The organism is Rhizobium sp. 10N414, from assembly GCF_056394785.1.
On the sequence record NZ_JBFTIN010000019.1, the window covers coordinates 12,951 to 38,687 of the forward strand.

Below are 25,737 nucleotides of genomic sequence, written 5' to 3' on the forward strand. Positions count from 1 at the left end.
TCGGGCAAGGAAATTGTGCGACGCAACGAAACCCAAAATTGTCAGAAACCCAAGCCTTCCTTCGCGATCAGGACGGCGGCAATGAGCGCCATGGCGTACATGAAAGGGTAGAAGATCGCGGGCTTCATCCGGCGCACGCACCAGGCGCCGGCAATCGTCGCAAGCGGCGCGAACGGCAGCAGCGTGGCCGATGTGGAGAGGTTCTGCGTGTCGAGCTGGCCGAGCGCGAAGTAGGGTATGAGCTTGACGGCGTTGAGAATTGCGAAGAAGCGGACGCTGGTTCCCGTATACTCCCGTGGCTGCATCTGCAGCGGCAAGGCATAGATCTGGAACGGTGCTCCGCCGGCATGAGCGACGAAGCTGCCATAGCCGGACAGGCTTCCCCACGTCGTCGCAAGCAGCGGCCGTTGGGCTCGAGGTGGCGTATGCTTTCCGGCTGCCGGGCCGAAGTTGTTCCAGAAGTAACGAAGGCAAAAGAGGATGGTGACCGCGCCGATGACGACGCGAAGCGCACTGCCTGGAACGAGCGCCGAAGTCGCCCAGCCGAGCCCGATGCCGAACAATGCGCCCGGCAGCATGATCTTCAGCGTTGTCCAGTCGCCGTGTCCGCGCCAGATCACGAGCGAGATCATGTCCATGAAAACGAGGATCGGGAGCAGGATCGCGGCGGCCTGAACGGGCGAGACGACGAGAGCGAGAAACGGCAATCCGATCAGCGACAAGGCATCACCCATGCCGCCTTTCGCCAATCCGACGAGGATGACAGCAGGAACGGCGGCGTAGTAAAATGACAAGTCCATCGGCATGCTTTTGAAATCCTCCACTTGCCAGTCCCGTCTAACGGAACTACTCACACGAGACGAGTGCAGATAGGCCGCAAAACGACCTGTCCTGCTGTAAATGGAAAGAGTTCATGACCGAACCGGAAAACCGCTGCCGCCTAGTTCTGATCGCGCCCGACATTGCCGATGTCGACGAGCAGGCGAAGATCGTCGGCGACGCCTTGAAGGGCGGTGATGTCGCCTCGGTGATCGTACCGCAATACAGCCTCAATGACGGCGAGTTCCAGAAGCACGCCGAGAAGCTGGTTCCCATCATTCAGGAGTCAGGTGCGGCCGCACTGCTAGCGGGCGACAGCCGCGTCGTCGGGCGCAGCAAGGCGGATGGCCTGCATCTAACCGGTCCGGCGAGCGAAATTTCCGAAGCGATCGACAAGTATGCCGACAAGCTGATCGTCGGCGGCGGCAATGCCGCTGATCGCCACCATGCGCTTGAGATCGGCGAGGAGCGACCGGACTACATCTTCTTCGGCAAGCTCGACGGCGACATCAAGCCGGAGGCGCACCCCAAGAACCTCGCGCTCGGCGAGTGGTGGGCTTCGATGATCGAGATCCCGTGCATCGTGATGGGCGGTACGGATCCAGCTTCCGCACTGGCCGTTGCCGAAACCGGCGCGGAGTTCGTCGCGCTGCGGCTGGCGGTTTTCGCGGACGCCGGGCTTGCGCCGTCCATCGTCGCCGAGATCAATGCGCTCTTGGACGAAAAAGCGCCACGGTTTGAGGATTGATATCGCGCTCATGCCGATCCTAGCCCGTCATCTGCGCCTGTCCGCTGCCTTTACTGTCGCCATTTTGGTGGGATTTACCCATGGCGCTTCGGCCCAGGTTGTCGACAATGTCGTGACACGGCCACTGGCGACCGCCCCAGAGTCGCTCAAAGCCGGGCGGCCGCAGACCGATGGCACGGGACCCTCGACGGGCGTTGGCGTTTTCGACCGCATGGGTGCGAAGTTGCCGGACCTGCCGCCGGAAAAGGATTATAAGGGCGTTGTCGATGAGGCCTACGGCGCCTATCAGCGCGGCTACTATCTGACGGCGATGGAAAAGGCTCTGGCCCGGGCACAACTCGGCGATCCGGCAGCGCAGACGCTTATGGGTGAGCTTCTGGCGGACGGGCTGGGCGTCAAACGCGACATGAAGAACGCGGCCTTCTGGTACAGCAAGGGTGCGGAAGGCGGCGACGCTGCAGCAATGTTCAAATACGCGCTGATGCTGATCGAGGGCCGGTACGTCAAGCGCGACAAGGCCAAGGCCGACGAATACATGCACAAGGCGGCCGATGGCGGAAATGCTTCGGCGCAATTCAACTGGGGCCAGATCCTCACGACCGACAATCCCGGCGACAAGGGATTGAAGCTTGCCCTGCCTTATTATGAGAAGTCTGCCGAACAGGGCATCGCCGACGCGCAGTATGCGGTGGCGGAGATTTACGCCTCGCTGCCCGACTTGCCGGAGGAAAAGAAGCAGCTGGCGCGCGAATGGATGGCACGTGCTGCGCATGCCGGCTTCGACACCGCCCAAGTCGATCTTGGCATCTGGCTGGTCAACGGTCAAAACGGCCCGCGCGATTTCGTCAAGGGTTTCCAGTGGCTGAGGCTTGCCGCCAATCGTGGCAACGTCGTTGCGCAGAACAAGCTCGCGCACCTCTATATCAACGCGCTTGGAACCAAGCCGGATCCTGTCGAGGCCGCGAAATGGTATGTCCTGTCGCGCCGCGCTGGTCTGCCCGACCCGGAACTTGAAGACTTCTATCTCGGCATCGAGGACGACCAGCAGAAGGCGGCCATCGATGCTGCCAACAAATTCCGCCGGCTTCAGTGATTTAACCCCTGAAAGGCTCTGAACGGACCGGCGGCTCGTGCCGCCGGCTTTCTGTCTCAGGCGAGATAGCCGCCGTCGATCGTCAGGCTGGCGCCGGTGATGAAGGACGCTTCTGAACTTGCGAGATAGGCCGCAAGGCTTGCAATCTCGCGGTCTTTTCCCATGCGACCGAGGGCAATCAACCCCTTCAACATCTCATTGGCATGCGGATCGGTATTCATGTCCGTCTCGGTAGGCCCGGGCTGGATCGTGTTGACGGTAATGCCGCGCGGGCCGAGATCGCGCGCGAGGCCGCGCATCATCGCAGCGACTGCGCCCTTGGTCATGCTGTAGACAGCGGACGTCGGAAAGCCGCTGCGTTCCGCGGTCACGCTGCCGATGGTGATGATCCGACCGCCTTCATGCATATGTTTCGCTGCGGCCTGCGTGCCGGCAAAGACGGCCCGCACATTGACGGCGAACATGCGGTCGAAGTCCTCCAGAGGGAAGGTTTCCAAGCTATTCAACAACAGGATTCCTGCGTTGTTGACGAGAATGTCGATGGAGCCAAAGTGATCGGCAGCCTTGTCGATGGCTCGCTGCAGTGCTGCGGCATCCGCGCTGTCGGCTTGAATGGCAAGTGCCCTGCCGTCCTTCAACTCGATCTCAGCTTTGATTGCTTCAGCTTTCTCCTTGGAATTGGCAAAGGTGAAGGCGATTGTGGCGCCATCCATCGCCAGCCTGCGAACGATCGCCGCGCCGATGCCGCGTGAGCCGCCGGTCACGATTGCGACCTTTCCTTCAAGTGGTTTCGTCATTTTCATTTCTCCTTATTGGACTGTTTAATCTAGAATAGGGTGCGGAAAATCAGCGCTCTTCGATTGGGCTGTTATCGAAGGCTGCGGATTGCGAGACTGGCGATGGTGCGCAGGGTTTCGGGGCTTGCGCCGTTGCGGGCGCTGACTTTCATGCCGGATAGGGTGGCACCGAGAAACTGGGTGGCGGTTTCGGGATCGATTTCCGCCGATAGCTGGCCTTTCCTCTGGCCATCCTTCAGCAGCGTGAAGATTGCCTTGGCAAGCATTGCCGAGGCGCTGTCAGTCAAGGTCGCCACATCTGCGTCGGTGCGGCCAAACTCGCAAATCGCGCTGACGCCGAGGCAGCCCTTCGACGCCTCCGAGGCAGGTCGAGATGCGAAGGCGAACAGGGCAGCCTCCAGGGCATCAAGCGGTTGCGCGCCGTTTTGCATGTCCGCGATGATGCGCAGAATACTGTCGGTATTGTAACGCTTCAGAGCCTGGAGGTAGAGACTGCGCTTGTCGCCGAAGGTATCATACATGCTCTGCCGGCTGATCTTCATCGCCGCAAGCAGGGTGTCGGTGGAGCTGCCCTCATAGCCATGCTGGGAGAAGACGCCGATCGCAGCGTCGAGAGCATTGTCTTTGTCGAATTCCTTGTGCCTTGCCATGGACACGCAAATAGCAATTCCGGATCAATCTGTCCAGAAATATTTGAGTCGCATTTCTCCGTCGGCGTCGTGGTTCTACGGTCTCCTCTTGAAATTTTCCCGATTTTGTGGTCTTGAGGCCGCCAATCTTATCGAGCGCCGCCTTCTCCGGCGATCAGGGACCTTTCCCACCCTGACAGCGCATACCGTTTACCGCTCAAGGAAAAGTGCTCACATGGCTCGTTCAGCTCTCCTCAATGTCATGGTTCAGGCTGCCATCAAGGCAGGCAAGTCGCTGGGACGTGATTTCGGGGAAGTGCAGAACCTGCAGGTCTCGGTGAAAGGCCCGGGCGATTTCGTCTCGAATGCTGACCGCAAGGCCGAAAAGATCGTTAAGGACGAACTGCTGAAGGCCCGCCCGACCTATGGCTTCCTCGGCGAAGAGAGCGAGGAAATCAAGGGCACGGACGGAGCGCATCGCTGGATCGTCGATCCGCTCGACGGCACGACAAACTTCCTGCACGGCATCCCGATGTTTGCGGTATCGATCGCGCTCGAGCGCAACAATGAAATCGTGGCTGGTGTCGTCTTCAATCCTGCGACGGACGAACTCTACACCGCTGAACGCGGCGGCGGCGCCTTCCTGAACGATCGCCGTCTGCGTGTCGGCGCACGCCGCGTGCTGTCTGATTCCGTCATTGCCTGCGGCGTGCCGCACCTCGGCCGCGGAAACCACGGCAAGTTCCTCGTTGAACTCCGGCACGTCATGGGCGAAGTTGCCGGGATTCGTCGCATGGGCGCGGCGTCGCTCGATCTCGCCTATGTGGCTGCCGGTCGGTTTGATGGCTATTGGGAAACTGCGTTGTCGGCCTGGGATATCGCTGCGGGCATCCTGCTCATCCGCGAAGCCGGCGGCTACGTGTCCGATTGGGAAGGCGGCTCGTCCATTCTCGAGACGGGCTCGGTGGTTGCAGGCAACGAGTATATCCAAAAGGCATTGCTTGAAGTCGCCAAGCGCCCGATCCCGGCTCGGTAAATCGCTGTTGTAAAGGCACGGTTTTCGTTCCGCGCATACTTCAATTCGGCACAATGTTGCTCTAGTCTCCGGCTGAAATGAATCCGGAGGCTGCGGAACCTATGGAAAATGTGAATGTGGCTGAGTTCGGCTCGACCGAAAAAACCACGGGTAATTACAGCTATAAACTTTCCAGTCCGATGCCGTTTCTTTGGACGATGGTGCTGTTTCTGATTATCGTCGGGTTCATCGCAGCCATTCTTTTCCGGCAGACGCAGACCGCTTTCATGCACAATCCGGGCCTTAACGGTTTGATCCTCGGCGTATTGGCGGTCGGTATCATCCTCGTCTTCAGCCATGTGCTGTCGTTGCGCCCGGAAGTACGGTGGTTCAATTCGTTCCGCGCTGCAGGCAGCGCCGACAAGGTCGGCCGCAATCCGAAGCTGCTTGCTCCGATGCGGACTCTGATCGGCAGCCGCAGCGCTTCGGCGGGAATCTCGACGGCGGCGTTTCGCTCCATTCTCGATTCCATTGCCAACCGCCTCGATGAATCGCGCGACGTGTCGCGCTACCTGATCGGCCTCCTCGTCTTTCTCGGCCTGCTTGGTACGTTCTGGGGTCTTATCGGCACGATCGGTTCGATCAGCTCGGTTATTCAGACGCTCGACGCGGGTTCGAACGGTTCGACCGATGTTCTCGGAGCGCTGAAGGAGGGGCTTTCGATGCCGCTTTCGGGCATGGGCCAGGCATTCTCGTCGTCGCTGCTTGGCTTGTCAGGCTCGCTCATCTTGGGTTTCCTTGATCTGCAGGCAGGCCGTGCTCAGAACCGCTTCTACATGGAGCTGGAGAACTGGCTTTCGTCAGTGACCGACGTCGGCTCCGATGTGGCGATCCCGACCATCAATCCCAACTCGGCGGTCTCACCGGACGACGTTCGGGCGCTCTCCGAATATATGCGCCGGATCTCAGAGGAAGGCAGCGGCGGCACCCAGAGGTCGGTTGCGGCAATGGCAAATCTTGCCGAAGGCATTCAGGGCCTAGTCAAGAACATGCGCAATGAACAGCAGATGCTTCGCGACTGGATCGAGGCGCAGCAGGACGAGACGAAGGCGATGCGGCGCACGCTCGATCGCCTGGCTGAGAGGATCGGCTCGCAGGAAAAGCACGGCTCAGGCGAACGCTCTCAACGCATGCAGCAACCCGAAAAGACCGAGGGCAAGTAAGCCATGGCTCTTGCCCGCAATCGTCGCCCCCAACGCGCGGTGGACTACTGGCCAGGTTTCGTTGATGCACTATCGACACTGCTGATCTCCATCATGTTCGTGCTGACCGTCTTCGTGGTCGGACAATATATCCTGAGCCGTGAGATTACGGGCCGGGACGAGGTGTTGAATCGGCTGAACAGCCAGATCAACGAATTGACGCAGCTTCTCGCCCTGGAGAAGGGAAGCAAGCAGGACCTCGAGGATAGCGTCGCCAATCTGCAGGCCTCCCTAGCGTCCGCCGAGAGCGAAAGATCCCGCCTGAAGGCGCTCCTTGATGCTGGGTCGGGCGGACAAAGCGCTGCGGAAGCACGTGTCGGCAACCTGACGAAGGAACTCGACGAACAGAAGCAGATGAGTGACCGGGCGATGAGCCAGGTCGAGCTTCTCAACCAGCAGATCGCCGCCTTGCGCAGCCAGATCGCCGCTGTCGAAGCTGCTCTGCAGGCTTCCGAGCAGAAGGATCAGAGTTCGCAGGCGAAGATCGCCGATCTCGGACGGCGCCTGAACGTCGCTCTTGCGCAACGCGTGCAGGAGCTCAACCGCTACCGGTCAGACTTCTTCGGGCGCCTGCGCGAGATCCTGTCCGACCGCGAGAATATCAGGATTGTCGGCGACCGCTTCGTCTTCCAGTCGGAAGTGCTGTTTCCCTCGGGCAGTGCGGATCTCAATCCGGACGGGCAGGTCGAGATGGCAAAGCTTGCGACGGCGCTCCTCGACGTTGCCAAGGAAATTCCGCCTGAGATCAACTGGGTACTGCGTGTCGATGGGCATACGGACAATGTGCCGCTCGCGGGCACCGGACGATATGTCGATAACTGGCAGCTGTCGTCCGCGCGTGCGATCTCGGTCGTCAAGTTCCTGATTTCCCACGGCGTGCCGGCCGACCGTCTCGTCGCCGCCGGCTTCGGCGAGTTCCAGCCGATCGCACCAGGCGACACGCCCGAGGCGCGCGCAACCAACCGTCGTATCGAGCTCAAGCTGACCGAGAAGTAGGGTTACGCGACGCCCGACCGAACGTCGGTGAGGCGATCCATCAGGAAACAGCGCACCGCCGGGCTGTCGCTGAGGCCGATTGCCGAAAGGTAGGCGGCCTCTGCCGCCGGATAGTCTCCAACTTCCGTCAGCAAGTGCGCGCGAACGGCCCAATAGGGCTGGTAGGCTCTGATTTCCCTTGCGTCCATGGCGTCGAGAGACGCCAGCCCAGCTTTGGGTCCCTTCGTGCGACCGAGGACGGCGGCACGGCTGACGCGGGCGCCGATCGTCGGCTGCATCATCAGCAGCGCATCATACAAGATCACGAGAGCGTCCCAGTCCGTCAGGCCTGTCAGCCGGCGGGCGGCATGAACGGATTGAATGGCGGCCATGCACTGGAACGGACCGAAGCGGTTGGCGGCGCCGGCCTTGCGGAGCAGCGTGTCGGCTTCGGCGAGCATGATCGCATTCCAGCGATCCGTCGACTGCTTGTCGAGCGCGATGTACTCGCCCTCGGCATTGTGCCGCGCGGCACGTCGACCCTCGCAATAGAGCATCAGGGCAAGCAAACCGATCACCTCTGGCTCTTCGGGAAGCATTGAAAGCAGCGCCCGGCAGAGCCAGATGGCTTCGCTGGAAAGGCCACTGCAACCGCCATCGGCGCCATCGAGATTGTCCCAACCAAGCCCGTAGGCCGCGTAGATTGCGGAAAGAACGGCGGACAGACGCTCGGGCAGCGAGTGTCGATCGGGTATGGCAAACCCGATGCCGGTATCGCGAATGTTCGCCTTGGCCCGGACCAACCGCTGGCCCATGGCGGCAGGCGAAACCACGAAGGCCTGCGCGATTGCTTTTGCGTCGATGCCCAACACGACTTGCAGCATCAGCGGCGTGTGAATGCCTTTGTCGATTTGCGGATGAGTGCAGGCGAAAAGCAGCTTCAGGCGTTCGTCGGGCAACGCGTCTGTGGCCACTTCGTTCATCCTCGCCTCGGCCTCCTCGAAGGCCAGGACGATCGTTGGTCGCGCATTCTCGCGAACGGATCGATGGCGTGCAGCTCGCATGAGGTTGCGCCGCGCAGCGACCAGCACCCACGCCTCCGGCCTGTCGGGGATGYCGCGTTCCGGCCAGACCCGCAGAGCATCGACGAGCGCTTGTGACAACGCATCCTCGGCGGCCGGCAGATCGCGGGAGCGGGCCGCCAGGAAGGCGACCAGCTTGCCATAGGATTGACGCGCCACCCTTTCGGCGACGCGTTCGGCTTCGACCGTCATGTCCGCCTCACATCTGAAGGCGAGGGCGCACTTCGACCGAACCTTCTGCGGAGACCGGAACCCGGGTCGCCCATTCGAGCGCCGTATCGAAGTCCGGTACGTCGATCAGATAGAAGCCTCCCAACTGCTCCTTGCCCTCAGGGTATGGACCATCCTGCACGTCGTGGTCCTCGCCCTTGCGCCGCACCACCGTGCCGGTTTCGGGCGCGGTCAGGCCGGCGCCGCCGGTCATGATGCCGGCTTGGATCAGAGCCTGCGTGTAGGCGATCCAGCCGTCGCGGTAGGTGGGATCGGCGCGGCGGGCAAAATCCCGCGACGATTCGCGAACGATGAGCGCGTATTGCATGTGTATTCCTCCAGAATGGTTGTGTTGACCGGCGTGCAGGCATCTAAGAACCAAAAGCAGAAAGCTGCAACGCTTGGGGGATCGGCGGTAGACCGTTCCGAGAGAATGAGACTCGGCGTTGGCTCATTTCGACATCCGGCCAAAAAAATTTCACGGCGGAAAAGTGGCGTTGTCGCCGGGCGGGGCTCCGCGTAGGCTCGTGTCGTTTGGGGGAGAATGCTTTGATTGAATGTGATGTGCTGGTCATCGGCGCAGGACTTGCCGGGCTTGTGGCGGCGGCGGAGGCAGCGGAGCGCGGACGGAAGGTCTGCATCGTCGAGCAGGAGGGCGAACAGAGCGTCGGTGGGCAGGCATTCTGGTCTCTGGGCGGGCTGTTCTTCGTCGACAGCCCTGAACAGCGGCTGCTGGGCATTCGCGACAACCTCGGCCTGGCGCGACAGGACTGGATGGGGTCCGCGTCATTCGACAGGCCGGAAGACTACTGGCCGCGTCGCTGGGCAGAGGCCTATCTGGAGTTCGCCGCAGGCGAAAAGCGTTCATGGCTTTATCAGCAGGGAATGCGCTGGTTCCCGGTGGTCGGTTGGGCCGAGCGGGGAGGCGGCTTGGCGCACGGCCACGGAAACTCCGTACCGCGCTTTCATGTGACCTGGGGAACCGGGCCGGCTGTGCTTGCCCCCTTTGTTCGCCGCGTGCGCGAAGCGGAAGCGAAGGGCCTTGTTACGCTTCTGTTCCGGCATCAGGTGGATGATCTTCTCGTTCAGGACGGCGTCGTCTGCGGCGCCCGCGGCTCGGTCCTTCAGCCCGATGCTTCCGTGCGAGGGCGGGAGACAAACCGTATGTTTTCGGCGCTCTTCGAGGTTCGGGCCGGCGCGACGATCGTCACATCAGGGGGTATCGGGGGTAATCACGACGCGGTGCGCCGGAGATGGCCGGTCGATAGGTTGGGGCGGCCCCCGGCCGAAATGGTCGCCGGCGTGCCCGCCCATGTAGACGGTCGAATGATCGAGATCGCCGAGCGTGCTGGCGGGCGGGAGATCAATTCGGATCGGATGTGGCACTACACGGAGGGCGTGAGGAATTGGGACCCGATCTGGCGCAATCACGGCATACGCATCCTGCCGGGTCCCTCCTCCTTCTGGTGCGACGCCTGGGGTAACCGCTTTACTCCGCCAGCGATGCCCGGCTTCGATACGCTGGGGACTCTGAAGGCGATCTGCGCAACCGGGCAGGACCACAGCTGGTTCATCCTGACCAAGGCAATCATCAAGAAGGAGTTTGCCCTTTCCGGTTCCGAGCAGAATCCCGATATCACGGGCAAGGATATCCGCCTGCTTCTCAAGCGGTTGGGCAAGGAGCCGCCGGGGCCGGTTCGTGCGTTCATGGACAAAGGCGAGGATTTCGTTGTTCGCGACACGCTGGAATCGCTTGTCGACGGCATGAACGGGTTGACGGGTGAAAAACGTGTGGATGCGAGCCGCCTCAGGACGCAGATCGAGGCGCGCGACAGGGAGATCGCCAATCCCTTTGCCAAGGACGCACAGGTGGTCGCCATTCGAGGGGCGCGGCGCTATCTCGGGGATCGCTTGATGCGGACGGCCAGGCCGCATGCACTGCTTGACCCCAGGGCCGGGCCGCTCATTGCCGTGCGGCTGCACATCCTGACACGCAAGTCGCTCGGTGGTCTGGAGACGGATCTATCCGCGCGCGTGATCGGCCATGGTGGCGATCCGGTTCCGGGGCTTTATGCGGCGGGTGAAGTGGCGGGTTTTGGTGGTGGAGGTATGCACGGATACAATGCGCTCGAGGGAACCTTCCTCGGCGGCTGCATCTTTTCCGCCAGGGTAGCCGGGCGGGCAGTTTAAAGGCGGCGTTTGTGGCGCCGCCTTATGTGATCAGGCCTCAGCCTTCGTCGTGTCGACGACTTCTGCGCCGGGAGAATTCTTCTTGATGGATTCGATGGCGCTGAGCGCCGATGCCTTGGCTTTATAGCCTTCGGATCCGAACATGGCTTCGCCATTCGGAGCTTTGAAACGGAAACGGAACTCGCCAGCCTTGTCCTTGTAAACTTCGAACTTATACATCGATTTTTCTCCCGGAATCAGGATGTTGTCCTATCTGCAGGTGCAGCCTAGAACAAAAAACGCAACTATTCCATCGGGATATTTGCGCGCTTTGCAACCGACGCGACTGACGGGCCGTCAGGGACGACAAACGCCCCTGATGTATAGGTCTTATGGTTTGAAGATCGAGAAGACCGACGAAAACTTGTTGATCAGGTAGGGCGCAAAGAGCACCAGGCCGGAATAGAAGAAGTTGGCGCCCTTCGTCATATCGGGGATCTCGTTGCCGCTGGCGAAGCGATGGAGGCAGGCAAGGCCAAAGCCGACATAGAGCATCAGGATCGCGACGGTTCCGACAAGCGCGATAAAGCGGCTCGGCTCGCCTTCATCATCGTGACGGTGAGAGGGACTTGCCCTGCGAGCGCATTGCCGGCGGCATCAATGGCGTTTCCGGCCGTATCAGTCTTCGTCAAGGCGACTTCCTCCGACAAGGCATCGGTGAGCGACCAATCCCGGGCCTCCCGCAGCGAGCGATAGCACAGCAGCATCGATATGACGACGGCTACGGCGACGAGAACGACTAGCATCTGGGCAAAGCTTATCGAGTTCAACTGAGCCTCCCCTCAGAACGCGACGACATGGCGTTCACCCAAACCGGGTGTAATCTTTGCGTGCATTATGTAAATATACACGCAAAGATTACACGCCGTTGCAACCGGCGGAGGCCGGGGGTCGAGGAAGAGCGTGTGGTCAGGCAATCATCTTGCAGCGGCGAGAAAGTCCCCGGCGCCGGTTTCGAACTGCAGCCTCGCAAGCTTGGCGTATATGCCGCCCTCCCTGATGAGGCTCTGATGTGTTCCCTCTTCGACAACGCGTCCCTGATCCATGACGAGGATACGGTCGGCCTTCAGCACGGTCGCGAGGCGATGGGCGATGACGAGCGTGGTGCGGCCGGTCATCAACCCGTCGAGGGCCTTCTGCACAAGCGTTTCGCTTTCGGCGTCCAGGGCCGACGTCGCTTCGTCGAGAAGCAGGACCGGTGCGTCCTTGAGGATGGCGCGGGCGATGGCGATGCGCTGGCGTTGACCGCCGGAAAGCGTGATGCCGCGCTCTCCCACCTCGGTGTCGTATCCCTTCTCCAAACGAGCGATGAATTCGTCGGCCTGTGCAGCGATCGCGGCGGCCCGCACCTCTTCGCGGCTTGCCTCGGGACGGCCGAAGGCGATGTTGTCGTGAATGGAAGCCGCAAAGATCGTGACGTCCTGGGGCACGATCGCTAGGCGCTTGCGCAGTTCGTCTGGGTCGCTGCTGCGTGCATCCACTCCGTCGATCATCACGGCGCCCTTCTGCGGGTCATAGAAGCGCAGCAGCAGCGAGAAGACGGTGCTTTTTCCGGCGCCGGAGGGGCCAACGATCGCGACGGTTTCGCCGGGAGCGACGCCGAAATTCAAGCCATGCAGCGCGGATCGCTCCGGCCGTGAGGGATAGGCGAAATGCACGTCGGTAAACTGGACACGGCCTTGCGCCGGAGCGGGCAAGGCAACGGGCGCAGCCGGTGCGGAAATCGGGGAAACCTCGTCGAGCAATTCCGTCAGCCGATCGGCCGCTCCCGCGGCCTGCGAGAGCTCGCCCCATACCTCGGAGAGTGCGCCGAGCGAGCCTGCGGCAATGACGGAGTAGAGAAGAAACTGGCCAAGAGTGCCTGGCGACAACGTGCCGGCGAGGACGTTATGGGCGCCGACCCAGAGAACGGCGACGACGCTGCCGAAGATGAGGGTAATGGCGATGCCGGTCAGCAGGGCGCGCGAGCGAATTGCGGCCCGGGCAGCGTCATAGGCGGTTTCGACGGCCATCCCGTAACGCGAGGCGGCGGCATCCTCGCCCCCGAAGGCCTGGACGGTACGGCTGGCCGCAATCGTTTCGTTGGCGAAAGCAGAGGCGTCGGCCAGCGTATCCTGAGCCGAGCGCGAGCGCTTCCGGACGGAGCGGCCGAAGCCGACCAACGGAAAGACGATCAACGGGATCGCACCGATCACCAGGCTGGACAGCTTTGGCGACGTCACGATCATCATGCCCATCGCGCCGAGACAGAGAATGAGGTTGCGCAGGGCGACGGAGGCCGTCGCGCCGACAGCCGACTTGATCTGCGTCGTGTCCGCCGTCAGGCGCGAGACGATCTCGCCGGACTGGTTGACGTCGAAGAACGAGGGAGACAGGCGCGTGACGTGATTGAAAACATCGCGGCGCAAATCGGATACCACACGCTCACCAAGGGTGATGACGAAGTAGTAGCGAAGGGCGCTCGCGATGGCGAGCACGATCGCCATGATCATCAGCATCAGGAAATAGCTGTTGATGAAACTGCCGTCGGCCTGTGTGAAGCCATGGTCGATCATGCGGCGGACGGCGAGCGGCAGAGCAAGCGAAGTGACAGCGGCAAGTGCCAGGGCGGCAAGCGCCCCTGTGACCATGCCGCGATAGTGCATCACATAGGGTGTCAACCTGCCGAGCGGCTTCAGCGAACGAGACTTCTTTTCCTCGGGTTGCCCTGCGTATGCCAATTCGTCTCCGATCGCCTTCGACACCGCTCATCCGCGGCTGATGGCTCTTGTTATCCTGCCGGCCTTCATGTATAGGCAGCCCATCCTAATGGGAAGCCGTAGCCTTTTGCGTCTGCGGCTTCATTTATTCAATCGGTCCTCTTGTCGCAACGAATATGCGTCAAATTGGACGTTGCATGGCAGGAAGATTGTTATGAAGGCAGATATCCATCCCGACTACCACACGATCAAGGTAGTCATGACCGACGGCACCGAATACGAAACCCGCTCGACCTGGGGTTCTGAAGGCGCAGTCATGAACCTCGAAATCGACTCCAAGTCGCATCCGGCATGGACTGGTGGCAACCAGCAGCTCATGGACCGCGGCGGTCGCGTTTCCAAGTTCAACAAGCGTTTCGGCGGCCTTGGCCTCTAATCGCTGTCGCTTGGCAGAGTTTGAAAGAGCCCCGCTTCGGCGGGGCTTTTTTGTGGAATTGCTCAGGAGATAGCACCAAGCCGATTTCCAGCATCCACCACGGCAGCTTTGCGCCGTGAGTGGACTTCGACACGCTCGTGACGGGCGACCGACTTGTGGCCGGAGAACGAACCCGCTGCGCGTTTCTGGCATGGGAAAAGCGATAGCAGACATTCAACGATCCGGATTGAGGTCTCGAGCTGACCTGCTTCGTTATTGCCGCCGCTCGGCAGGAACGTCGCGAGAGGGTGGAAAGCGGTCATTTGCCTAGTCTTCAGGAAAGATGGCGTTACGATCGGAACCGGTCGTTTGATGTTCTGCCTCTTGCAGCAGGCCCTCGAGACGGGTCGCCCATTCCTTGTTGCTATCTCTGAACGGACCAAGCGCATCGCCGGCAGGCTCCGGGAGATCGCCTACAGCGGCGGAGAAACGGCGAGCCTCCTGACTATGTCCCAACGCCGTGTGGCAGCACGCCTGAATGCGGAGCAGCGCCGGCCAGTCAGGCCGCGCCTTTAGCGCCATTCGTCCCGTGTCAAGTGCGCCCTCGACGTCGCCCGAAAAGAACAGCGCAAGCATCAAGAAACTGAACCAGGCCGCATTCTGCGGATCATGGGGGTTGAGTTCGAGGCCCCTCGCCAGGGGCTTTCGCGCGCCGGCCGCATCGCCCACGAAAAGGCGGGCCATGCCGAGGACGAGATACCCCAAGGCGAAGCTAGGACCGAGTTCGATGGACCGCTCGGCTGCGAGGATCGCCTGGTCAGCCCTGCCTGTGTAGGCCGACACAATCGCCAGCGCATAGTGCGCATACGGATTTCGGGCGTCGAGATATATCGCCCGCAAGGCCGCATCGAGACCTTCCTTCCCGTCCGCGGCGGGATTTTCTGTCCAGCCATAGGCGATGAGGCCTGCGTTGACCCGTGCCCGCCAGATCTGCGCCTCTGGAAGCATGGGATCGAGCTCCGCGGCCTCCCGGAAGAATCGCCTTGCGAGAAGATGGGTTGGCTGCGTTACCTTGTGAAAATTGAATGTACCTTGCCGTACAAGGTCCCATGCGGTCACGTTGCCGGTGTGCGGAGCAACCTGAAGTCCATGCCGCAACAGCAGTTCCGGCTCGACCGCCGCTGCAATCCGCTCGGCGATGGCGTCCTGCACTGCAAATACCTCGGCCACCTGAAGATCGTAATGTTCGGACCAGACAGTGGCATCCTTTATTGCGTCGGCAAGGTAAACCGATATCCGCATCCGATCGCAGGTATGCCGGATGGCTCCATCCACCAGAAAATCAACGCCAAGTTCGTGCGCGATAGACTTCGGATCCCTCGGGCCATTCCTCATTGCGAAACTCGCCCCACGCGACGCGACGCGGAACCATCGGAACCGGGCGAGCGCCACGATCAGGTCGTCGGCGATACCGTCGGCCAGATATTGTCTCTCGGCATCTCCGCCAAGATCCTCGAAAGGCAGTACTGCGATCGCGGGGCTGGATCTCGCCTCCGCATGCCCTTCGCTACCGGGTCCGTCGGTCCGGCTCTCCACCGGACCGGAAAATCTGTATCCCACCCGTGGGACCGTAACGATCCAGTCGCCGCCGTCTGATGCCGGGCCGAGCAGCTTGCGAAGGGCAGCAATCTGAACGGAAAGATTACTCTCCTCGACGGCGAGGCCCGGCCAAACAGCATCCATCAGCGCCGACTTGGCGACGATGCGCCCATCTGCCGCGAGCAGAACGGCAAGCAGCGAAGCGCCGCGGGCGCCGATGGCGACAGGCCTGTTATCACGGAGAAGGCATCCGTTCTCGGTAATGAACTCGAAGGGGCCGAATACAAGGTGCTGGGTGTTCATGACTTGGGAATGATACGCCCGATTTCGCAGTTTTCGGAATTTTTCGGCCTTCGTTCAGGACTTGCGCCGGCTCCGCGCGCAGATTCAGCTCCATGCAGCAGTTGAAGTGGTGGGAACGATGGAGAACGAAACAATGCAAGCGAAGAATGCTCATGCATCAACCGCGAAAATCGTACGCGGCAGTGACAGCTATGTCGCCGAGCAGGGATCTGTCTATCGCTCGGGAGTCTCGGCGGAGAGCGTCGGATCCAGCATGCTGTGGCTCGGGATGATCTCGCTACCCGCAGGACGACGAACCAGCGCCCATCGCCATCAGGGACACGAGACGGCCCTGCTTATGACCGCGGGCAAAGAGATCGAGATTTGGTCGGGGGCCGAGCTTGAACGATGCGAAAAGGTCCTCCCCGGCGACTACCTGTTCATTCCGGCCGGCGTTCCGCATCTTGCCGTGAACCGCAGCACGGAAAACGCCGAGTTCCTCRCTGCCCGCAACGACCCCGCAGCGAACGAGAGTGTCGTGCTGATGCCGGAACTTGACGACATCGTACCCTAATCAGGCTCAGAGGTGCGCTATGGCGATCATCGAACAACGTCTGGCCGCTATGGGTCTGGAACTGCCCGAGCCTCTGAAAGTTCGCGAGGGGCTGCGTATGCCTTTCGCCTGGGTCCGGGTGCGCGGCAACCGCGCCGACATATCGGGTCACGTCGCGTGCAGCCGGGATGGGACATTGGCGAAACCCCTCGGCAAGGTCGGGACCGAGGTTTCGCCTGAGCAGGGTTACGCGTCAGCGCGGCTCGTTGCCCTGGCTCATCTCGCGAGCCTCAAGCGGGCAGTCGGAAACCTCGATCGGGTTACGGCGTGGCTGCGCGTCTTCGCCATGGTGAATGTTGCTCCGGGTTTCAATGAGACCCCGCTGGTCACAAACGGTTATTCCGATTTGATACTGGAGCTGTACGGCCCTGACGTTGGCGCCCACGCCCGCTCGTCCATCGGCATGGCCATCCCTTTGAATGCGCCTGTAAACTGCGAAGCGGAAGTGGAAATTGACGGGTGACCCCTTAGGGTCGGTTCACGACCTTTGCGGGGTGCGGCGCGAATGACGTTCATGGCGCAACCGCGACCTCCAGCTGTCGTCGCCGCCAACGTCTGCTTTTCGGACGGGGCAAAGCTGTTCTCCACGACCGATATGGTTTAGTGTTTCGGGTGCCGTCAGGCATACGAAAGCCTCCCATGCAGGAACCCGCGGGTCCGCAAGGGCCGGAAGGAGGCAGGAGGTGTCCCTCCTTGCGTCAACGCATTTGCTGCCTCGCCACTACGTTGAGTCGCGTGGTTGTTGTGCGCACAAAGAAAAACCGGCTGCGCGGGACGCCGCCGGTTTCGTGAATTCAGGTTGCGGCGGTTCAGTTGTTGCCGAAGGCCGTCTGCAGCAGGCTCAGCTGAGCCTGTACGCTGTTCTGGTTGTCGGGAACGATCGGGGCTTCCGCCGGACGGTAGATTTCGCGATCGAGCAGGGCGACACGATTCTGCAGGCGCAACGAGCGTTCGATCAGGTCGCGGAAGGATTCCGGCAGATCGCCCCAGCCCGGCGCATTGCGGTCGACGTTGAAGCCGTCGAGGCGAACCTTGTTCTTCTCGGCCAGAACCTGATCGCGCGACATCTCGCCATTGTTGACGGCGCGCTGCAGCAGTAGCCAGGAGGCCATCTGCATCAGGCGGGTGGTCAGGCGCATCGATTCAGCGGCATAGAGGACGGATGCCATGCGCGGCAGAACCTTGGAGGCAGCGCGGCCCTGGCCATCGAGATAGGCGGCGGTTTCTTCAACCAGCGACATGCCTTCCGAATATAGTGTCTTGAACTGCGAGGATGCGGCAGCGCGACCTGCAAAACTGATCGTGTTCAATCCAAGCTCTGACATTTAAACAGTCCCTGTTGCACGCATCTACTTATGGTCAGGTAACGCCAGTCGAAGGGAAAAAGTTTCCTCGGCCAGTCTTTATGCGTTTAAGATGGTAGCTTTAGCCGAATTGCGCAAGGCGTTTCTTAAGAAAGGGTTAACTTCCACAGTTTCATGGAAATGGTCCCCAGCGCAATAAAAAAAGAAGAGCCGCAAAAGCGGCTCTCAAGGTAAAACAGGGAGAAAAATCAGACCAATTCACCGCATGGAAAACTGTCTGAGATCCAGAGAAGAACTGGATGAGTACAGTAATACCTTATAAAGCTTAATGGCCGCTTAAACCTGTCTCGGATTAACACTCTTCGGTCGTTAGCTTTCTGCAATAGTCAGCCGACGAATTACGAGCGGAAGAGGCTCTCCGCCGCTGATCTTGTCGATGTCTTGCTGGCAGCTTCCGCCTCGAGTCTTACGATTTCCGCCTTGAGCAGCTCCACGCGCGCTCTCAACTCGTCGACCGATAGGGTGGAGAGGTCGGCCCCGATCTCGTGGGCAACCTTCTTCTGCGGCCGGTCATCGTCGATGAAGCTCATATGCTATCCTCCCTTGTATGCCTCAGCTATATTTTAGGGCAGGATCGCCGGTTTCGGGAGTCTTGCCGGTTCCGCGGTCGGCAAGCGACATGCTTTCGGGCGTCAGCGTCTGCGATGTAGCCGTCGGAATGGTGGTAAAGGCGTCGCGATCGCCGGCGGGAACGGCGGCGCGCATGCGGCTGCGGATGATGGCATAGGCGGTGATCAACACATGGGCGATTGCCGTCACCAGGAAGAGGGCGTGCGGATTGATCATCGACATGACGGGGCCGCCGATGGTCGGGCCGATGATGGTGCCGATGCCGTAGAGGAGCAACAAGCCGCCCGAAACCTTTACGAAATCCTCTGCCGAGGCAAAGTCGTTGGCGTGCGCAACCGCGATCGGATAGAGGGTGTTGGCAACGGCGCCGTAAAGGACGACGAGGCCGATGATGAAGGCCGGTGACGATGGTTGCAGGATGGCGATCAACAGGCCGGCGAAGGCCGCGATGGCCGACATGGCTGCCAGCACATAGCGCCGGTCGATGCGGTCGGAAAGCCGCCCTGCCGGCAGCTGCATCACGGCGCCCGCGAAGATGGTGGAGCTCATCATGATGGCGATGCTGGTGTCGGACAGGCCGGAGCCTGCGCCGAAGACAGCGCCCAGCGTTCCGTATGCGCCGTTGGCGATGCCGACGAGGAGAATGCCAAGGCAGGAGACCGGGGAGTTGCGGTAAAGGGCCGGAAGATCCAGCTTCACGGCCTTCAGCGGCTGCGGCGAGGCTGCGGTCGAGAGCGTCGTCGGCAGCATCGCGATGCAGTAGAAGATGCCGCAGACCATGAACAGGACAGGCGTGCGAACATCCTCGAGCGGGATCATCATCTGACCCGCCACGACGCCGAAGAGCGTGATGGCGATATACAGCGAGAAGATTGCGCCGCGGCTCTCGTTTGTGGCGCGCTCGTTCAGCCAGCTCTCGATGATCATCGAGGTGCCGGCGGTCGCAAAACCGGTGACGGCGCGCAGCAGCACCCACCAGACGGGGTGGATGATAATGCCGCTGACCAGGGCGATGATCGCGATAATCGCAATGAAGCCGGAGAAGGCACGGACATGGCCAACGCGGCGCACCAATTTCGGCGCGACGAGGCAACCGATGACGAAGCCGGCAGCCCAGGACGTGCCGAGCAGGCCGAGCGTGGTTGTCGCGTAGCCTTCCAGGTTGCCGCGAACCGGAAGCAGGATGCCCTGCAACCCATTGCCCATGAAGAGAAACAGCGTCCCGAAGAGAAGCGAGGCGACGGACAGCAGATTTCTTTTCATATAGCCAGACTCTATGCGTTGATTGCAAAGACAGATGGCAACACGGAGTGTCGCCCAGCCTCGAGATGATTGATTGTGCCCCCAAATGCCTTTACGGCATGAATAAATGCAGTCGTGACGTGAAAAAATGTCCGTCCTGTGACATTCAGAAGAGATGGAAAAATAAAGACATGACGAAGCTGATCGCTCTGCTGCTCATCTTGGCGATGGCGATTCAGCTGATCAAGCCGCTGGGCGTTCCGGGGCTGCGGCGGCGCATGGATTTCTGGAAGATCGCCCTGATCGCGTTTGGGGTCTGGGCGGTGGCGCTGCTTGGCCGCGATCTGTTCGTTTAGTACGTGATTTCGCCGCGCATGACCGGCGCGCAGCTGCCCGAGATCGTCACATCGGAAACGATGCCGTCCTTCTTGACGGCTTCGATGCCGATGATGCTGCGGCGTCCCATCTCGACGCCTTGCTCGATGGTGAGCGAAACGTTCATGTCCGCATCCGGCTCCAGCGAAACGAGGTAGGCGCCGAGGGCTGCCGAGGCGCTGCCGGTCGCCGGATCCTCCGGAACGTTGTCGAGCGGCGCGAACATCCGGGCGCGGATCGTCCACGGCTCTTCCTGGGAGCGCACATAGACGAACAGCGAGAAATCGTGATTGCCTTCGGCAGTCGGGCCGGCGGCATCCTGGAAATAGGTGAGGTTCGGGCGGGCGCGACCGAGGGCGGCAAGGTCTGCCAGTTCCGCGACGGCGAAACTCAGTCCAACGGAGGCGACAACCGGTCGGTGCTTCGCCACCCGGATTTCCTGCGGCTCGATCACTATACAGCGCGCAACGGTTTCCTCGGATATCGTGTTGCCGATGGTGAGCGGCTTCGGCGCACGAATCGATGCCGACAGCACCTCACCGTCGTCACGCTTCAGGTTGACCTCGACGAGACCCGCCTTCTCTTCGAAGCGCAGGCTGTCGCCGACCGGCCGTCCGAAGACCTCGCGCTGTTGGCCGAGCACATAAGCCGTCCCGACGTTCGGATGCCCCGCAAAGGGAACCTCCATGGTGGGTGTGAAGATGCGGACACGGGCGGTATTTACCGGATCTTCTGGCGGCAGCACGAAGGTGACTTCCGAATAGCCGAACTCGGCGGCAATATTCTGCATGTCTGCGTCCGTCAGGCCACGCGCGTCCGTCATCACGGCGAGCGGGTTGCCTTCGAAGCGAGTAGAGGTGAAGACATCGACTGTCGTGAAGGCAACGGTTCTCATGGCGGCTCCGAGAGGGCTGATACCACGATCTCTACCGGCGATCCGCCGGCTGCAGAAGCCGGAAAGTTGTCGCCCTTACAATGCAGAAACCGGCCGTCTGCGACGACCGGTTTTGCTTTTCTTGTCGATCAGAAGATGGCTTAGGCCGCCTTCTCCAGATCCTTCTTCCAGCTGCCCTTGGCGGCGAGGCTGTTCATTTCGGCGCGGTGGGCAAAGGCACGCTGGCCGGCGGCAATGTTTTCCTGCTTGCCGCCCCAAGCCTTCAGTGCCGTATCCTGCAGTGCGCGGCCGTAGGAGAAGGTCACAGTCCACGGCAGGTCATAACCGGAGTTGATCGCGGAAAGATGCGCCGACGCTTCTTCGGTGGACTGGCCACCCGAGAGGAAGGCAATGCCGGGAACGGCCGACGGAACGGTGCGCTTCAGCACCTCGACCGTGCGCTCGGCGACCTCGGCGACGGAAGCCTTGCGGGCGTTCTTGCCGTCGATGACCATGTTCGGCTTGAGGATCATGCCTTCGAGGCTGACGCGGGCGTCTGCCAATTCCTCGAAGACGGTGCGCAGCGTCCATTCGGTGACCTCGGCGCAGCGATCGATGTTGTGGTCGCCTGGCTTGCCGTCCATCAGGCATTCCGGTTCGACGATCGGCACGATGTTGGCCTGCTGGCACAGCGCGGCATAGCGGGCGAGGGCGTGGGCGTTGGCTTTCATGGAGCCCCAGGTGGGCAGCGTGGAGGAGATTGCGATAACGCCGCGCCACTTGGCGAAGCGGGCGCCGGCTTCATAATACTTCGCAAGACGGTCTGCGAGGCCGTCGAGGCCTTCGGTGATGGTTTCGCCGGGATAGGCTGCCATCGGCTTTGCGCCGATATCGACCTTGATGCCCGGGATGCTGTCGGCCGCACGGATGACGTCGACAAGGGGCGTGCCGTCTGCTGCCTTCTGGTGGAGGGTCTCTTCGTAGAGGATCACGCCGGAGATATACTGACGCATCGCGTCTTCGGTGCGGAACAGCATTTCGCGGTAGTCGCGACGGCTCGTTTCCGTCGATTCAAGTCCGATCGTGTCGAACCGCTTCCCGATTGTGGCTGTCGATTCATCTGCTGCAAGCAGCCCGCGGCCACCAGCCACCATACGCACGGCAATGTCTTCCAAACGTTCGCTCATATCGTTTCTCTCCACAGCAAAAAAATCGTCAACCAGTAGATATAGGTCGCGGATAACAGAAGTTTATGGGTGGGAAAACGGCAGCAAAATTGTCTGAAACGTTTGAATTTTTTTTAATCGTTTGAAAGTTTGGGCTTTTGTACTCCAAATGAGCAAAAGACCGCGGAGCTTTCGCGCCGCGGTCTATCTACATGTAAAATTTGTTAAATTCGTTCGCTTGAATTATTTGTGCTTGTTGAGCACAGCGACACCGGGGAGCACTTTGCCTTCCATCCACTCAAGGAAGGCGCCGCCGGCCGTCGACACATAGCTGAAATCGTCGGCCACGCCGGCGTGGTTCAACGCCGAGACCGTATCGCCACCGCCGGCCACCGAGGTGAGCTTGCCGGCCTTCGTGCGCTCGGCCGCAAATTTCGCTGCCGCGACGGTTGCCTTGTCGAAAGGCTCGATCTCGAACGCGCCGAGCGGGCCATTCCAGACCAGCGTATTGGCGCGCTCGATCCATGCCTTGATCGCCTCGACCGACTTCGGGCCGACGTCCAGCACCATAGCGTCATTGGGGATCGCGTCGATTGCGACCGTTTCGTTGGCGGCGTTTGCCTTGAATTCGCGGGCAACGACGCCGTCTTCCGGCAGAATGATGGCGCAGCCGGCCGTGGCCGCTTCGATCATGATCTGCTTGGCGGTGTCTGCAAGATCGTGCTCGCAGAGCGACTTGCCGACATTCGTGCCGCGGGCGGCAATGAAGGTGTTTGCCATGCCGCCGCCGATCACCAGCGCATCGACTTTCTTCACAAGGTTCATCAAGAGGTCGATCTTGGTCGAAACCTTGGCGCCGCCGACGATGGCGACGACAGGACGGGCCGGGTTGCCGAGACCACTCTCAAGGGCCTCAAGCTCGGCCTGCATGGTGCGGCCCGCATGGGCGGGAAGATGATGGGCGAGGCCTTCCGTCGAGGCATGTGCGCGGTGGGCAGCAGAGAAGGCGTCGTTGACGTAGATGTCGCCGTTCGCCGCAAGCGCCTTGACGAAATCGGGGTCGTTCTTCTCTTCGCCCTTGTGGAAGCGGGTGTTTTCCATGAGCAGGATGTCACCGTTCTTCATCGCACCAACTGCCTCCGCTGCTGCTGCGCCGATGCAGTCGCCGGCGGTTGCCACGGAGTGGTCCAGCACCTCCTCGACGGACGGAGCGATCAGCGACAGCGAAAGGTCCTGCGACGGGCCATCCTTAGGGCGGCCGAAGTGCGCCAGCAGGATGACCTTGGCACCTTTGTTGGAGAGCTCCAGGATCGTCGGGGCAACACGCTCGATGCGTGTGGTGTCGGTTACTTTGCCGTCTTTGACCGGAACATTGAGGTCAACGCGAACGAGGACGCGCTTGCCGGCAACATCGTTGAGGTCGTCGAGGGTCTTGAAGGAAGGCATGGAAAAATCCGTTCGTTATTGCCCAAAAGATGCGGCGACCATAGCAAGGATGATCGCAGACGCAAGGCACTCATTGCGGGTTTTGATCGCCCTTGGCTGATGCCGCCGCAGCCGCTGCTTCCCGGCTTCTGCGACCTTTGATGCGGTCGCGGATGCGATCGATGATGTCGTGCAAATTGAGGAAGATCGGCAGGGTGGTGGCGGGCTCTACAGCCTCCAGCGACATGCCGACCGAAGTGATGTGGTCCTGATCATCGAGATCGCGGACGATGAGAATGATCGAGCCGAGACGGACCCGGTCCGCATAATCCGCCTTGCCGCCCAGACGATGCTTCATCAGTTCGGCGATCGTCAGCCCTTTCTCGGATTCGTTCAGCAGGCCGGGGCCATAGGCGGCGTCGAGATCGGCCGCTGGCCGGGCGGGCGATAGCGCGAATGCGCCGAAGAAATCGGCGTCATCCTCTTCCACCGGCGCGCGGCTGGCAAAGAGCTTGTCGAGCAGCCGCGAGTAGGACGGCACGACGAACAGATAGACGAGGTCGTTCTCGCGTAGCCGGCCCGCATATTGATAACGCATCGACTTGCCGTCGCGGATGACGAGCGACGGCGTCGCCCAGCGCGGGATGCGTTCGCCGCGAAGCACCGGGCTGTCCTTGATAACGCGGTAGGAGAGGAGCTCGTGGTTTGCCGCACCCGGCAGATCGACTTCGACCTTGTCGACGGCACCCATGCGCGGCGGGATGATGAGCCCCAGCTTCTTGGCGACCGGCTTGATCGTCCAGCCCTGCACGAGAAGCGAGACGAGCACGATGATGAAGGCGGTGTTGAAATAGATCTGGCTGTTCTCCAAGCCGCCGAGAATGGGCATGATGGCGAGCAGGATCGAAACGGCGCCGCGCAAGCCGACCCACGCGACAAAGCCGATCTCCCGCTGCGTATAGTCGAAGGGGAGCAACGAGAGCCAGATGGCGAGGGGGCGCGCGATGAAGATCAGGAACAGGGCGAGCAGCACGGCGGGAACGGCAATCGCCGGAAACTGCGACGGCATCGCAAGCAGTCCCAAGACCAGGAACATAATGATCTGGGCAAGCCAGGTCATGCCGCTCTGGAAGCGCTTGATAGAGGCATGGCCTTGCAGCTTGCGATTGCCCGCGTAGATGCCGGCGACATAGACGGCAAGGAAGCCGCTGCCGCCGACCGCGCCCGTCGCCGAAAAGACCAGCAGCGCCAGGGCCAGCACGAATATCGGGGTCAGGCCGCGATCGGTTTCCAGCTGGCTGACGATCAGCGAGATCATCATGCCGCCGAGCAGACCGAGGATGACGCCGAGGCCCATCTCCTGCACGAACATGGCGAGCATACCGATGTTGATGCCGTGATAGCGCTCGCCGCTGGCAAGGATCTCTACGAGGGCGATGGTCAGGAAGATCGCCATCGGGTCGTTGGTTCCCGATTCAACCTCCAGTGTCGAGCGCACCTTGTCACGAATATTGATGCCGCCGATGCGCAGCAGGAAGAAGACGGCGGCAGCGTCGGTGGAGGAGACGATCGAGCCGAGCAGCAGGCCTTCCAGCCACGTGAAGTTCAGCAGCCACATGGCGGCAACACCAATGAGTGCCGCTGTTATCAGAACGCCGACCGAGGCGAGCGTCAGAGAGGGTATCGCCGCAAGCTTGAAGGCTTGGACCGGCGTTCCGAAACCGGAGTCGAACAGGATGACGGCAAGCGCGATGGAGCCGAGGAAGTAGGCCAGATAATTGTTGCTGAACTGGATCCCGAGGCCATCAGATCCAGCAAGCAGGCCGATCGCGAGGAAGAGCAGGAGGAGGGGGGCGCCGAAGCGGAAGGCGAGCAGGCTGGAGAATGCGGCGAGAAGCACGAGCGTCGTCGATACCAGTACGACGATATAAAACGCTTCCATGCCTGTCCCCTTACCCGCAATTCAATGCAGACCGCCCCCGGTCCCGCAGTCTATCCAATCGCCCTTTCGTGGTCACTCAAGCCCGCTATGAGTAAACGGCAAAACAAACAGGATGGGTAGGCCTTGCGGTCGACCCCGTGCTGTTTTGCGGCTTCATGCTGCTGTTTTGGCGTGCCTGACGGCAAAACCGGGTGAGTGCTCACGAAGGAGCATGAATCGAGTGTATGAGCAAATCGGGCGATAGGAGGGCAGAAGTTGCGCTCTCGCGCGTTTCCTCTCAATCAATGAGCGGTCATGGAGAAGCGCACCGTC

General features: G+C 61.0%; 28 protein-coding genes. 10 read left to right on the forward strand and 18 right to left on the reverse strand.

Going from position 1 to position 25,737, the window contains the following annotated elements; genetic code table 11:
* Positions 1 to 41: 41 nt before the first annotated feature.
* Positions 42 to 806, reverse strand: a complete 765-nt coding sequence (locus AC1DE4_RS17870; protein WP_018858892.1) for a sulfite exporter TauE/SafE family protein — start codon at positions 804 to 806, stop codon at positions 42 to 44.
* 107 nt (positions 807 to 913) lie between these two features.
* Between AC1DE4_RS17870 and AC1DE4_RS17875 the strand changes: the two genes are divergently transcribed.
* Positions 914 to 1,567, forward strand: a complete 654-nt coding sequence (locus tag AC1DE4_RS17875) for a thiamine phosphate synthase (protein ID WP_018858891.1) — start codon at positions 914 to 916, stop codon at positions 1,565 to 1,567.
* 10 nt (positions 1,568 to 1,577) lie between these two features.
* The gene (locus AC1DE4_RS17880; RefSeq protein WP_018858890.1) at positions 1,578 to 2,660 is read left to right on the forward strand and encodes a tetratricopeptide repeat protein; all 1,083 of its coding nucleotides are present in this window, start codon (positions 1,578 to 1,580) and stop codon (positions 2,658 to 2,660) included.
* A 56-nt stretch (positions 2,661 to 2,716) separates the two neighbouring features.
* Here the strand turns inward: AC1DE4_RS17880 and AC1DE4_RS17885 are convergent, their stop codons facing one another.
* Together AC1DE4_RS17885 and AC1DE4_RS17890 are read right to left on the reverse strand one after the other, a co-directional pair.
* Positions 2,717 to 3,457, reverse strand: coding sequence for a 3-oxoacyl-ACP reductase family protein (locus AC1DE4_RS17885; protein ID WP_477882352.1), 741 nt, complete (start codon positions 3,455 to 3,457; stop codon positions 2,717 to 2,719).
* 71 nt (positions 3,458 to 3,528) lie between these two features.
* Positions 3,529 to 4,107, reverse strand: coding sequence for a TetR/AcrR family transcriptional regulator (locus AC1DE4_RS17890; protein ID WP_018858888.1), 579 nt, complete (start codon positions 4,105 to 4,107; stop codon positions 3,529 to 3,531).
* Between the two features lie 214 nt (positions 4,108 to 4,321).
* Here AC1DE4_RS17890 and AC1DE4_RS17895 point away from each other — a divergent pair, with 214 nt between their 5' ends.
* From AC1DE4_RS17895 to AC1DE4_RS17905, 3 genes are all read left to right on the forward strand, one after another.
* Positions 4,322 to 5,122: an inositol monophosphatase family protein gene (locus AC1DE4_RS17895; protein ID WP_018858887.1), complete on the forward strand. Its 801-nt coding sequence runs from the start codon at positions 4,322 to 4,324 to the stop codon at positions 5,120 to 5,122.
* A gap of 101 nt (positions 5,123 to 5,223) precedes the next feature.
* Positions 5,224 to 6,324 carry a hypothetical protein gene (locus AC1DE4_RS17900; protein WP_018858886.1) on the forward strand — a complete coding sequence of 367 codons (1,101 nt, stop codon included), beginning with the start codon at positions 5,224 to 5,226 and terminating at the stop codon, positions 6,322 to 6,324.
* A gap of 3 nt (positions 6,325 to 6,327) precedes the next feature.
* Entirely contained in the window at positions 6,328 to 7,359 is a 1,032-nt protein-coding gene (locus AC1DE4_RS17905) for a peptidoglycan -binding protein (protein WP_025660877.1), read from the forward strand.
* A 2-nt stretch (positions 7,360 to 7,361) separates the two neighbouring features.
* On the opposite strand, the gene AC1DE4_RS17910 is transcribed toward AC1DE4_RS17905, so the two are convergent.
* Together AC1DE4_RS17910 and AC1DE4_RS17915 are read right to left on the reverse strand one after the other, a co-directional pair.
* Positions 7,362 to 8,612 carry an RNA polymerase sigma factor gene (locus AC1DE4_RS17910; RefSeq protein WP_477882354.1) on the reverse strand — a complete coding sequence of 417 codons (1,251 nt, stop codon included), beginning with the start codon at positions 8,610 to 8,612 and terminating at the stop codon, positions 7,362 to 7,364.
* A 7-nt stretch (positions 8,613 to 8,619) separates the two neighbouring features.
* Positions 8,620 to 8,958, reverse strand: coding sequence for a YciI family protein (locus tag AC1DE4_RS17915; RefSeq protein ID WP_025660879.1), 339 nt, complete (start codon positions 8,956 to 8,958; stop codon positions 8,620 to 8,622).
* Positions 8,959 to 9,179: 221 nt separating this feature from the next.
* On the opposite strand from AC1DE4_RS17915, the gene AC1DE4_RS17920 reads away from it, so the two are divergent.
* Positions 9,180 to 10,820: an FAD-binding dehydrogenase gene (locus AC1DE4_RS17920; protein WP_018858882.1), complete on the forward strand. Its 1,641-nt coding sequence runs from the start codon at positions 9,180 to 9,182 to the stop codon at positions 10,818 to 10,820.
* 30 nt (positions 10,821 to 10,850) lie between these two features.
* On the opposite strand, the gene AC1DE4_RS17925 is transcribed toward AC1DE4_RS17920, so the two are convergent.
* From AC1DE4_RS17925 to AC1DE4_RS17940, 4 genes are all read right to left on the reverse strand, one after another.
* Positions 10,851 to 11,039, reverse strand: coding sequence for a YegP family protein (locus tag AC1DE4_RS17925; RefSeq protein ID WP_018858881.1), 189 nt, complete (start codon positions 11,037 to 11,039; stop codon positions 10,851 to 10,853).
* A gap of 150 nt (positions 11,040 to 11,189) precedes the next feature.
* Positions 11,190 to 11,354 (reverse strand): hypothetical protein, encoded by a 165-nt coding sequence (locus AC1DE4_RS17930; RefSeq protein ID WP_477817567.1) that lies wholly within the window; start codon positions 11,352 to 11,354, stop codon positions 11,190 to 11,192.
* Complete coding sequence (locus AC1DE4_RS17935; protein ID WP_477882357.1) at positions 11,354 to 11,629, reverse strand: hypothetical protein; 276 nt, start codon at positions 11,627 to 11,629, stop codon at positions 11,354 to 11,356. The genes AC1DE4_RS17930 and AC1DE4_RS17935 overlap by 1 nt, the downstream gene beginning before the upstream one ends.
* 147 nt (positions 11,630 to 11,776) lie before the next feature.
* Complete coding sequence (locus tag AC1DE4_RS17940) at positions 11,777 to 13,579, reverse strand: ABC transporter transmembrane domain-containing protein (RefSeq protein ID WP_026372007.1); 1,803 nt, start codon at positions 13,577 to 13,579, stop codon at positions 11,777 to 11,779.
* 193 nt (positions 13,580 to 13,772) lie between these two features.
* Here AC1DE4_RS17940 and rpmE point away from each other — a divergent pair, with 193 nt between their 5' ends.
* The gene (rpmE, locus tag AC1DE4_RS17945) at positions 13,773 to 13,994 is read left to right on the forward strand and encodes a 50S ribosomal protein L31 (RefSeq protein WP_007527409.1); all 222 of its coding nucleotides are present in this window, start codon (positions 13,773 to 13,775) and stop codon (positions 13,992 to 13,994) included.
* 62 nt (positions 13,995 to 14,056) lie between these two features.
* Here the strand turns inward: rpmE and AC1DE4_RS17950 are convergent, their stop codons facing one another.
* Together AC1DE4_RS17950 and AC1DE4_RS17955 are read right to left on the reverse strand one after the other, a co-directional pair.
* Entirely contained in the window at positions 14,057 to 14,296 is a 240-nt protein-coding gene (locus AC1DE4_RS17950) for a hypothetical protein (protein ID WP_018858877.1), read from the reverse strand.
* A gap of 4 nt (positions 14,297 to 14,300) precedes the next feature.
* Positions 14,301 to 15,875: a winged helix-turn-helix domain-containing tetratricopeptide repeat protein gene (locus AC1DE4_RS17955; RefSeq protein WP_192241700.1), complete on the reverse strand. Its 1,575-nt coding sequence runs from the start codon at positions 15,873 to 15,875 to the stop codon at positions 14,301 to 14,303.
* Positions 15,876 to 15,993: 118 nt separating this feature from the next.
* Between AC1DE4_RS17955 and AC1DE4_RS17960 the strand changes: the two genes are divergently transcribed.
* Both AC1DE4_RS17960 and AC1DE4_RS17965 read left to right on the forward strand, forming a co-directional pair.
* Positions 15,994 to 16,428, forward strand: coding sequence for a cupin domain-containing protein (locus AC1DE4_RS17960; protein ID WP_477882359.1), 435 nt, complete (start codon positions 15,994 to 15,996; stop codon positions 16,426 to 16,428).
* A 19-nt stretch (positions 16,429 to 16,447) separates the two neighbouring features.
* The gene (locus tag AC1DE4_RS17965) at positions 16,448 to 16,930 is read left to right on the forward strand and encodes a RidA family protein (RefSeq protein WP_018858874.1); all 483 of its coding nucleotides are present in this window, start codon (positions 16,448 to 16,450) and stop codon (positions 16,928 to 16,930) included.
* A 346-nt stretch (positions 16,931 to 17,276) separates the two neighbouring features.
* Here the strand turns inward: AC1DE4_RS17965 and rcdA are convergent, their stop codons facing one another.
* The 3 genes from rcdA to AC1DE4_RS17980 form a co-directional block, all read right to left on the reverse strand.
* Positions 17,277 to 17,792, reverse strand: a complete 516-nt coding sequence (gene rcdA, locus AC1DE4_RS17970; RefSeq protein WP_018858873.1) for a protease adaptor protein RcdA — start codon at positions 17,790 to 17,792, stop codon at positions 17,277 to 17,279.
* A 377-nt stretch (positions 17,793 to 18,169) separates the two neighbouring features.
* Positions 18,170 to 18,361 carry a DUF1192 domain-containing protein gene (locus tag AC1DE4_RS17975; protein ID WP_018858872.1) on the reverse strand — a complete coding sequence of 64 codons (192 nt, stop codon included), beginning with the start codon at positions 18,359 to 18,361 and terminating at the stop codon, positions 18,170 to 18,172.
* A gap of 22 nt (positions 18,362 to 18,383) precedes the next feature.
* Complete coding sequence (locus tag AC1DE4_RS17980; protein ID WP_018858871.1) at positions 18,384 to 19,664, reverse strand: MFS transporter; 1,281 nt, start codon at positions 19,662 to 19,664, stop codon at positions 18,384 to 18,386.
* Positions 19,665 to 19,834: 170 nt separating this feature from the next.
* On the opposite strand from AC1DE4_RS17980, the gene AC1DE4_RS17985 reads away from it, so the two are divergent.
* Positions 19,835 to 19,999: a hypothetical protein gene (locus tag AC1DE4_RS17985; RefSeq protein WP_018858870.1), complete on the forward strand. Its 165-nt coding sequence runs from the start codon at positions 19,835 to 19,837 to the stop codon at positions 19,997 to 19,999.
* Here AC1DE4_RS17985 and AC1DE4_RS17990 read toward each other — a convergent pair.
* The 4 genes from AC1DE4_RS17990 to AC1DE4_RS18005 all read right to left on the reverse strand — a co-directional run bounded on the left by AC1DE4_RS17990 (position 19,996) and on the right by AC1DE4_RS18005 (position 25,425).
* Positions 19,996 to 20,913: a PhzF family phenazine biosynthesis protein gene (locus AC1DE4_RS17990; RefSeq protein WP_018858869.1), complete on the reverse strand. Its 918-nt coding sequence runs from the start codon at positions 20,911 to 20,913 to the stop codon at positions 19,996 to 19,998. The two genes, AC1DE4_RS17985 and AC1DE4_RS17990, sit on opposite strands and share 4 nt — an antisense overlap.
* A gap of 140 nt (positions 20,914 to 21,053) precedes the next feature.
* Complete coding sequence (locus AC1DE4_RS17995; protein ID WP_113471236.1) at positions 21,054 to 22,079, reverse strand: class I fructose-bisphosphate aldolase; 1,026 nt, start codon at positions 22,077 to 22,079, stop codon at positions 21,054 to 21,056.
* A 222-nt stretch (positions 22,080 to 22,301) separates the two neighbouring features.
* Positions 22,302 to 23,504 carry a phosphoglycerate kinase gene (locus AC1DE4_RS18000; RefSeq protein ID WP_018858867.1) on the reverse strand — a complete coding sequence of 401 codons (1,203 nt, stop codon included), beginning with the start codon at positions 23,502 to 23,504 and terminating at the stop codon, positions 22,302 to 22,304.
* Positions 23,505 to 23,574: 70 nt separating this feature from the next.
* On the reverse strand, positions 23,575 to 25,425 hold the full coding sequence (locus tag AC1DE4_RS18005) for a potassium/proton antiporter (protein ID WP_018858866.1): 1,851 nt from the start codon (positions 25,423 to 25,425) through the stop codon (positions 23,575 to 23,577).
* Positions 25,426 to 25,737 lie beyond the last annotated feature (312 nt).

Coding starts and splice junctions, on each gene's coding strand:
- AC1DE4_RS17870 (WP_018858892.1), bottom strand. CDS start 806: ATGCCGATGGACTTGTCATTTTACTACGCCGCCGTTCCTGCTGTCATC.
- AC1DE4_RS17875 (WP_018858891.1), top strand. CDS start 914: ATGACCGAACCGGAAAACCGCTGCCGCCTAGTTCTGATCGCGCCCGAC.
- AC1DE4_RS17880 (WP_018858890.1), top strand. CDS start 1,578: ATGCCGATCCTAGCCCGTCATCTGCGCCTGTCCGCTGCCTTTACTGTC.
- AC1DE4_RS17885 (WP_477882352.1), bottom strand. CDS start 3,457: ATGACGAAACCACTTGAAGGAAAGGTCGCAATCGTGACCGGCGGCTCA.
- AC1DE4_RS17890 (WP_018858888.1), bottom strand. CDS start 4,107: ATGGCAAGGCACAAGGAATTCGACAAAGACAATGCTCTCGACGCTGCG.
- AC1DE4_RS17895 (WP_018858887.1), top strand. CDS start 4,322: ATGGCTCGTTCAGCTCTCCTCAATGTCATGGTTCAGGCTGCCATCAAG.
- AC1DE4_RS17900 (WP_018858886.1), top strand. CDS start 5,224: ATGGAAAATGTGAATGTGGCTGAGTTCGGCTCGACCGAAAAAACCACG.
- AC1DE4_RS17905 (WP_025660877.1), top strand. CDS start 6,328: ATGGCTCTTGCCCGCAATCGTCGCCCCCAACGCGCGGTGGACTACTGG.
- AC1DE4_RS17915 (WP_025660879.1), bottom strand. CDS start 8,958: ATGCAATACGCGCTCATCGTTCGCGAATCGTCGCGGGATTTTGCCCGC.
- AC1DE4_RS17925 (WP_018858881.1), bottom strand. CDS start 11,039: ATGTATAAGTTCGAAGTTTACAAGGACAAGGCTGGCGAGTTCCGTTTC.
- AC1DE4_RS17930 (WP_477817567.1), bottom strand. CDS start 11,354: ATGCTCTATGTCGGCTTTGGCCTTGCCTGCCTCCATCGCTTCGCCAGC.
- rpmE (WP_007527409.1), top strand. CDS start 13,773: ATGAAGGCAGATATCCATCCCGACTACCACACGATCAAGGTAGTCATG.
- AC1DE4_RS17950 (WP_018858877.1), bottom strand. CDS start 14,296: ATGACCGCTTTCCACCCTCTCGCGACGTTCCTGCCGAGCGGCGGCAAT.
- AC1DE4_RS17955 (WP_192241700.1), bottom strand. CDS start 15,875: ATGAACACCCAGCACCTTGTATTCGGCCCCTTCGAGTTCATTACCGAG.
- AC1DE4_RS17965 (WP_018858874.1), top strand. CDS start 16,448: ATGGCGATCATCGAACAACGTCTGGCCGCTATGGGTCTGGAACTGCCC.
- rcdA (WP_018858873.1), bottom strand. CDS start 17,792: ATGTCAGAGCTTGGATTGAACACGATCAGTTTTGCAGGTCGCGCTGCC.
- AC1DE4_RS17975 (WP_018858872.1), bottom strand. CDS start 18,361: ATGAGCTTCATCGACGATGACCGGCCGCAGAAGAAGGTTGCCCACGAG.
- AC1DE4_RS17980 (WP_018858871.1), bottom strand. CDS start 19,664: ATGAAAAGAAATCTGCTGTCCGTCGCCTCGCTTCTCTTCGGGACGCTG.
- AC1DE4_RS17985 (WP_018858870.1), top strand. CDS start 19,835: ATGACGAAGCTGATCGCTCTGCTGCTCATCTTGGCGATGGCGATTCAG.
- AC1DE4_RS17990 (WP_018858869.1), bottom strand. CDS start 20,913: ATGAGAACCGTTGCCTTCACGACAGTCGATGTCTTCACCTCTACTCGC.
- AC1DE4_RS17995 (WP_113471236.1), bottom strand. CDS start 22,079: ATGAGCGAACGTTTGGAAGACATTGCCGTGCGTATGGTGGCTGGTGGC.
- AC1DE4_RS18000 (WP_018858867.1), bottom strand. CDS start 23,504: ATGCCTTCCTTCAAGACCCTCGACGACCTCAACGATGTTGCCGGCAAG.
- AC1DE4_RS18005 (WP_018858866.1), bottom strand. CDS start 25,425: ATGGAAGCGTTTTATATCGTCGTACTGGTATCGACGACGCTCGTGCTT.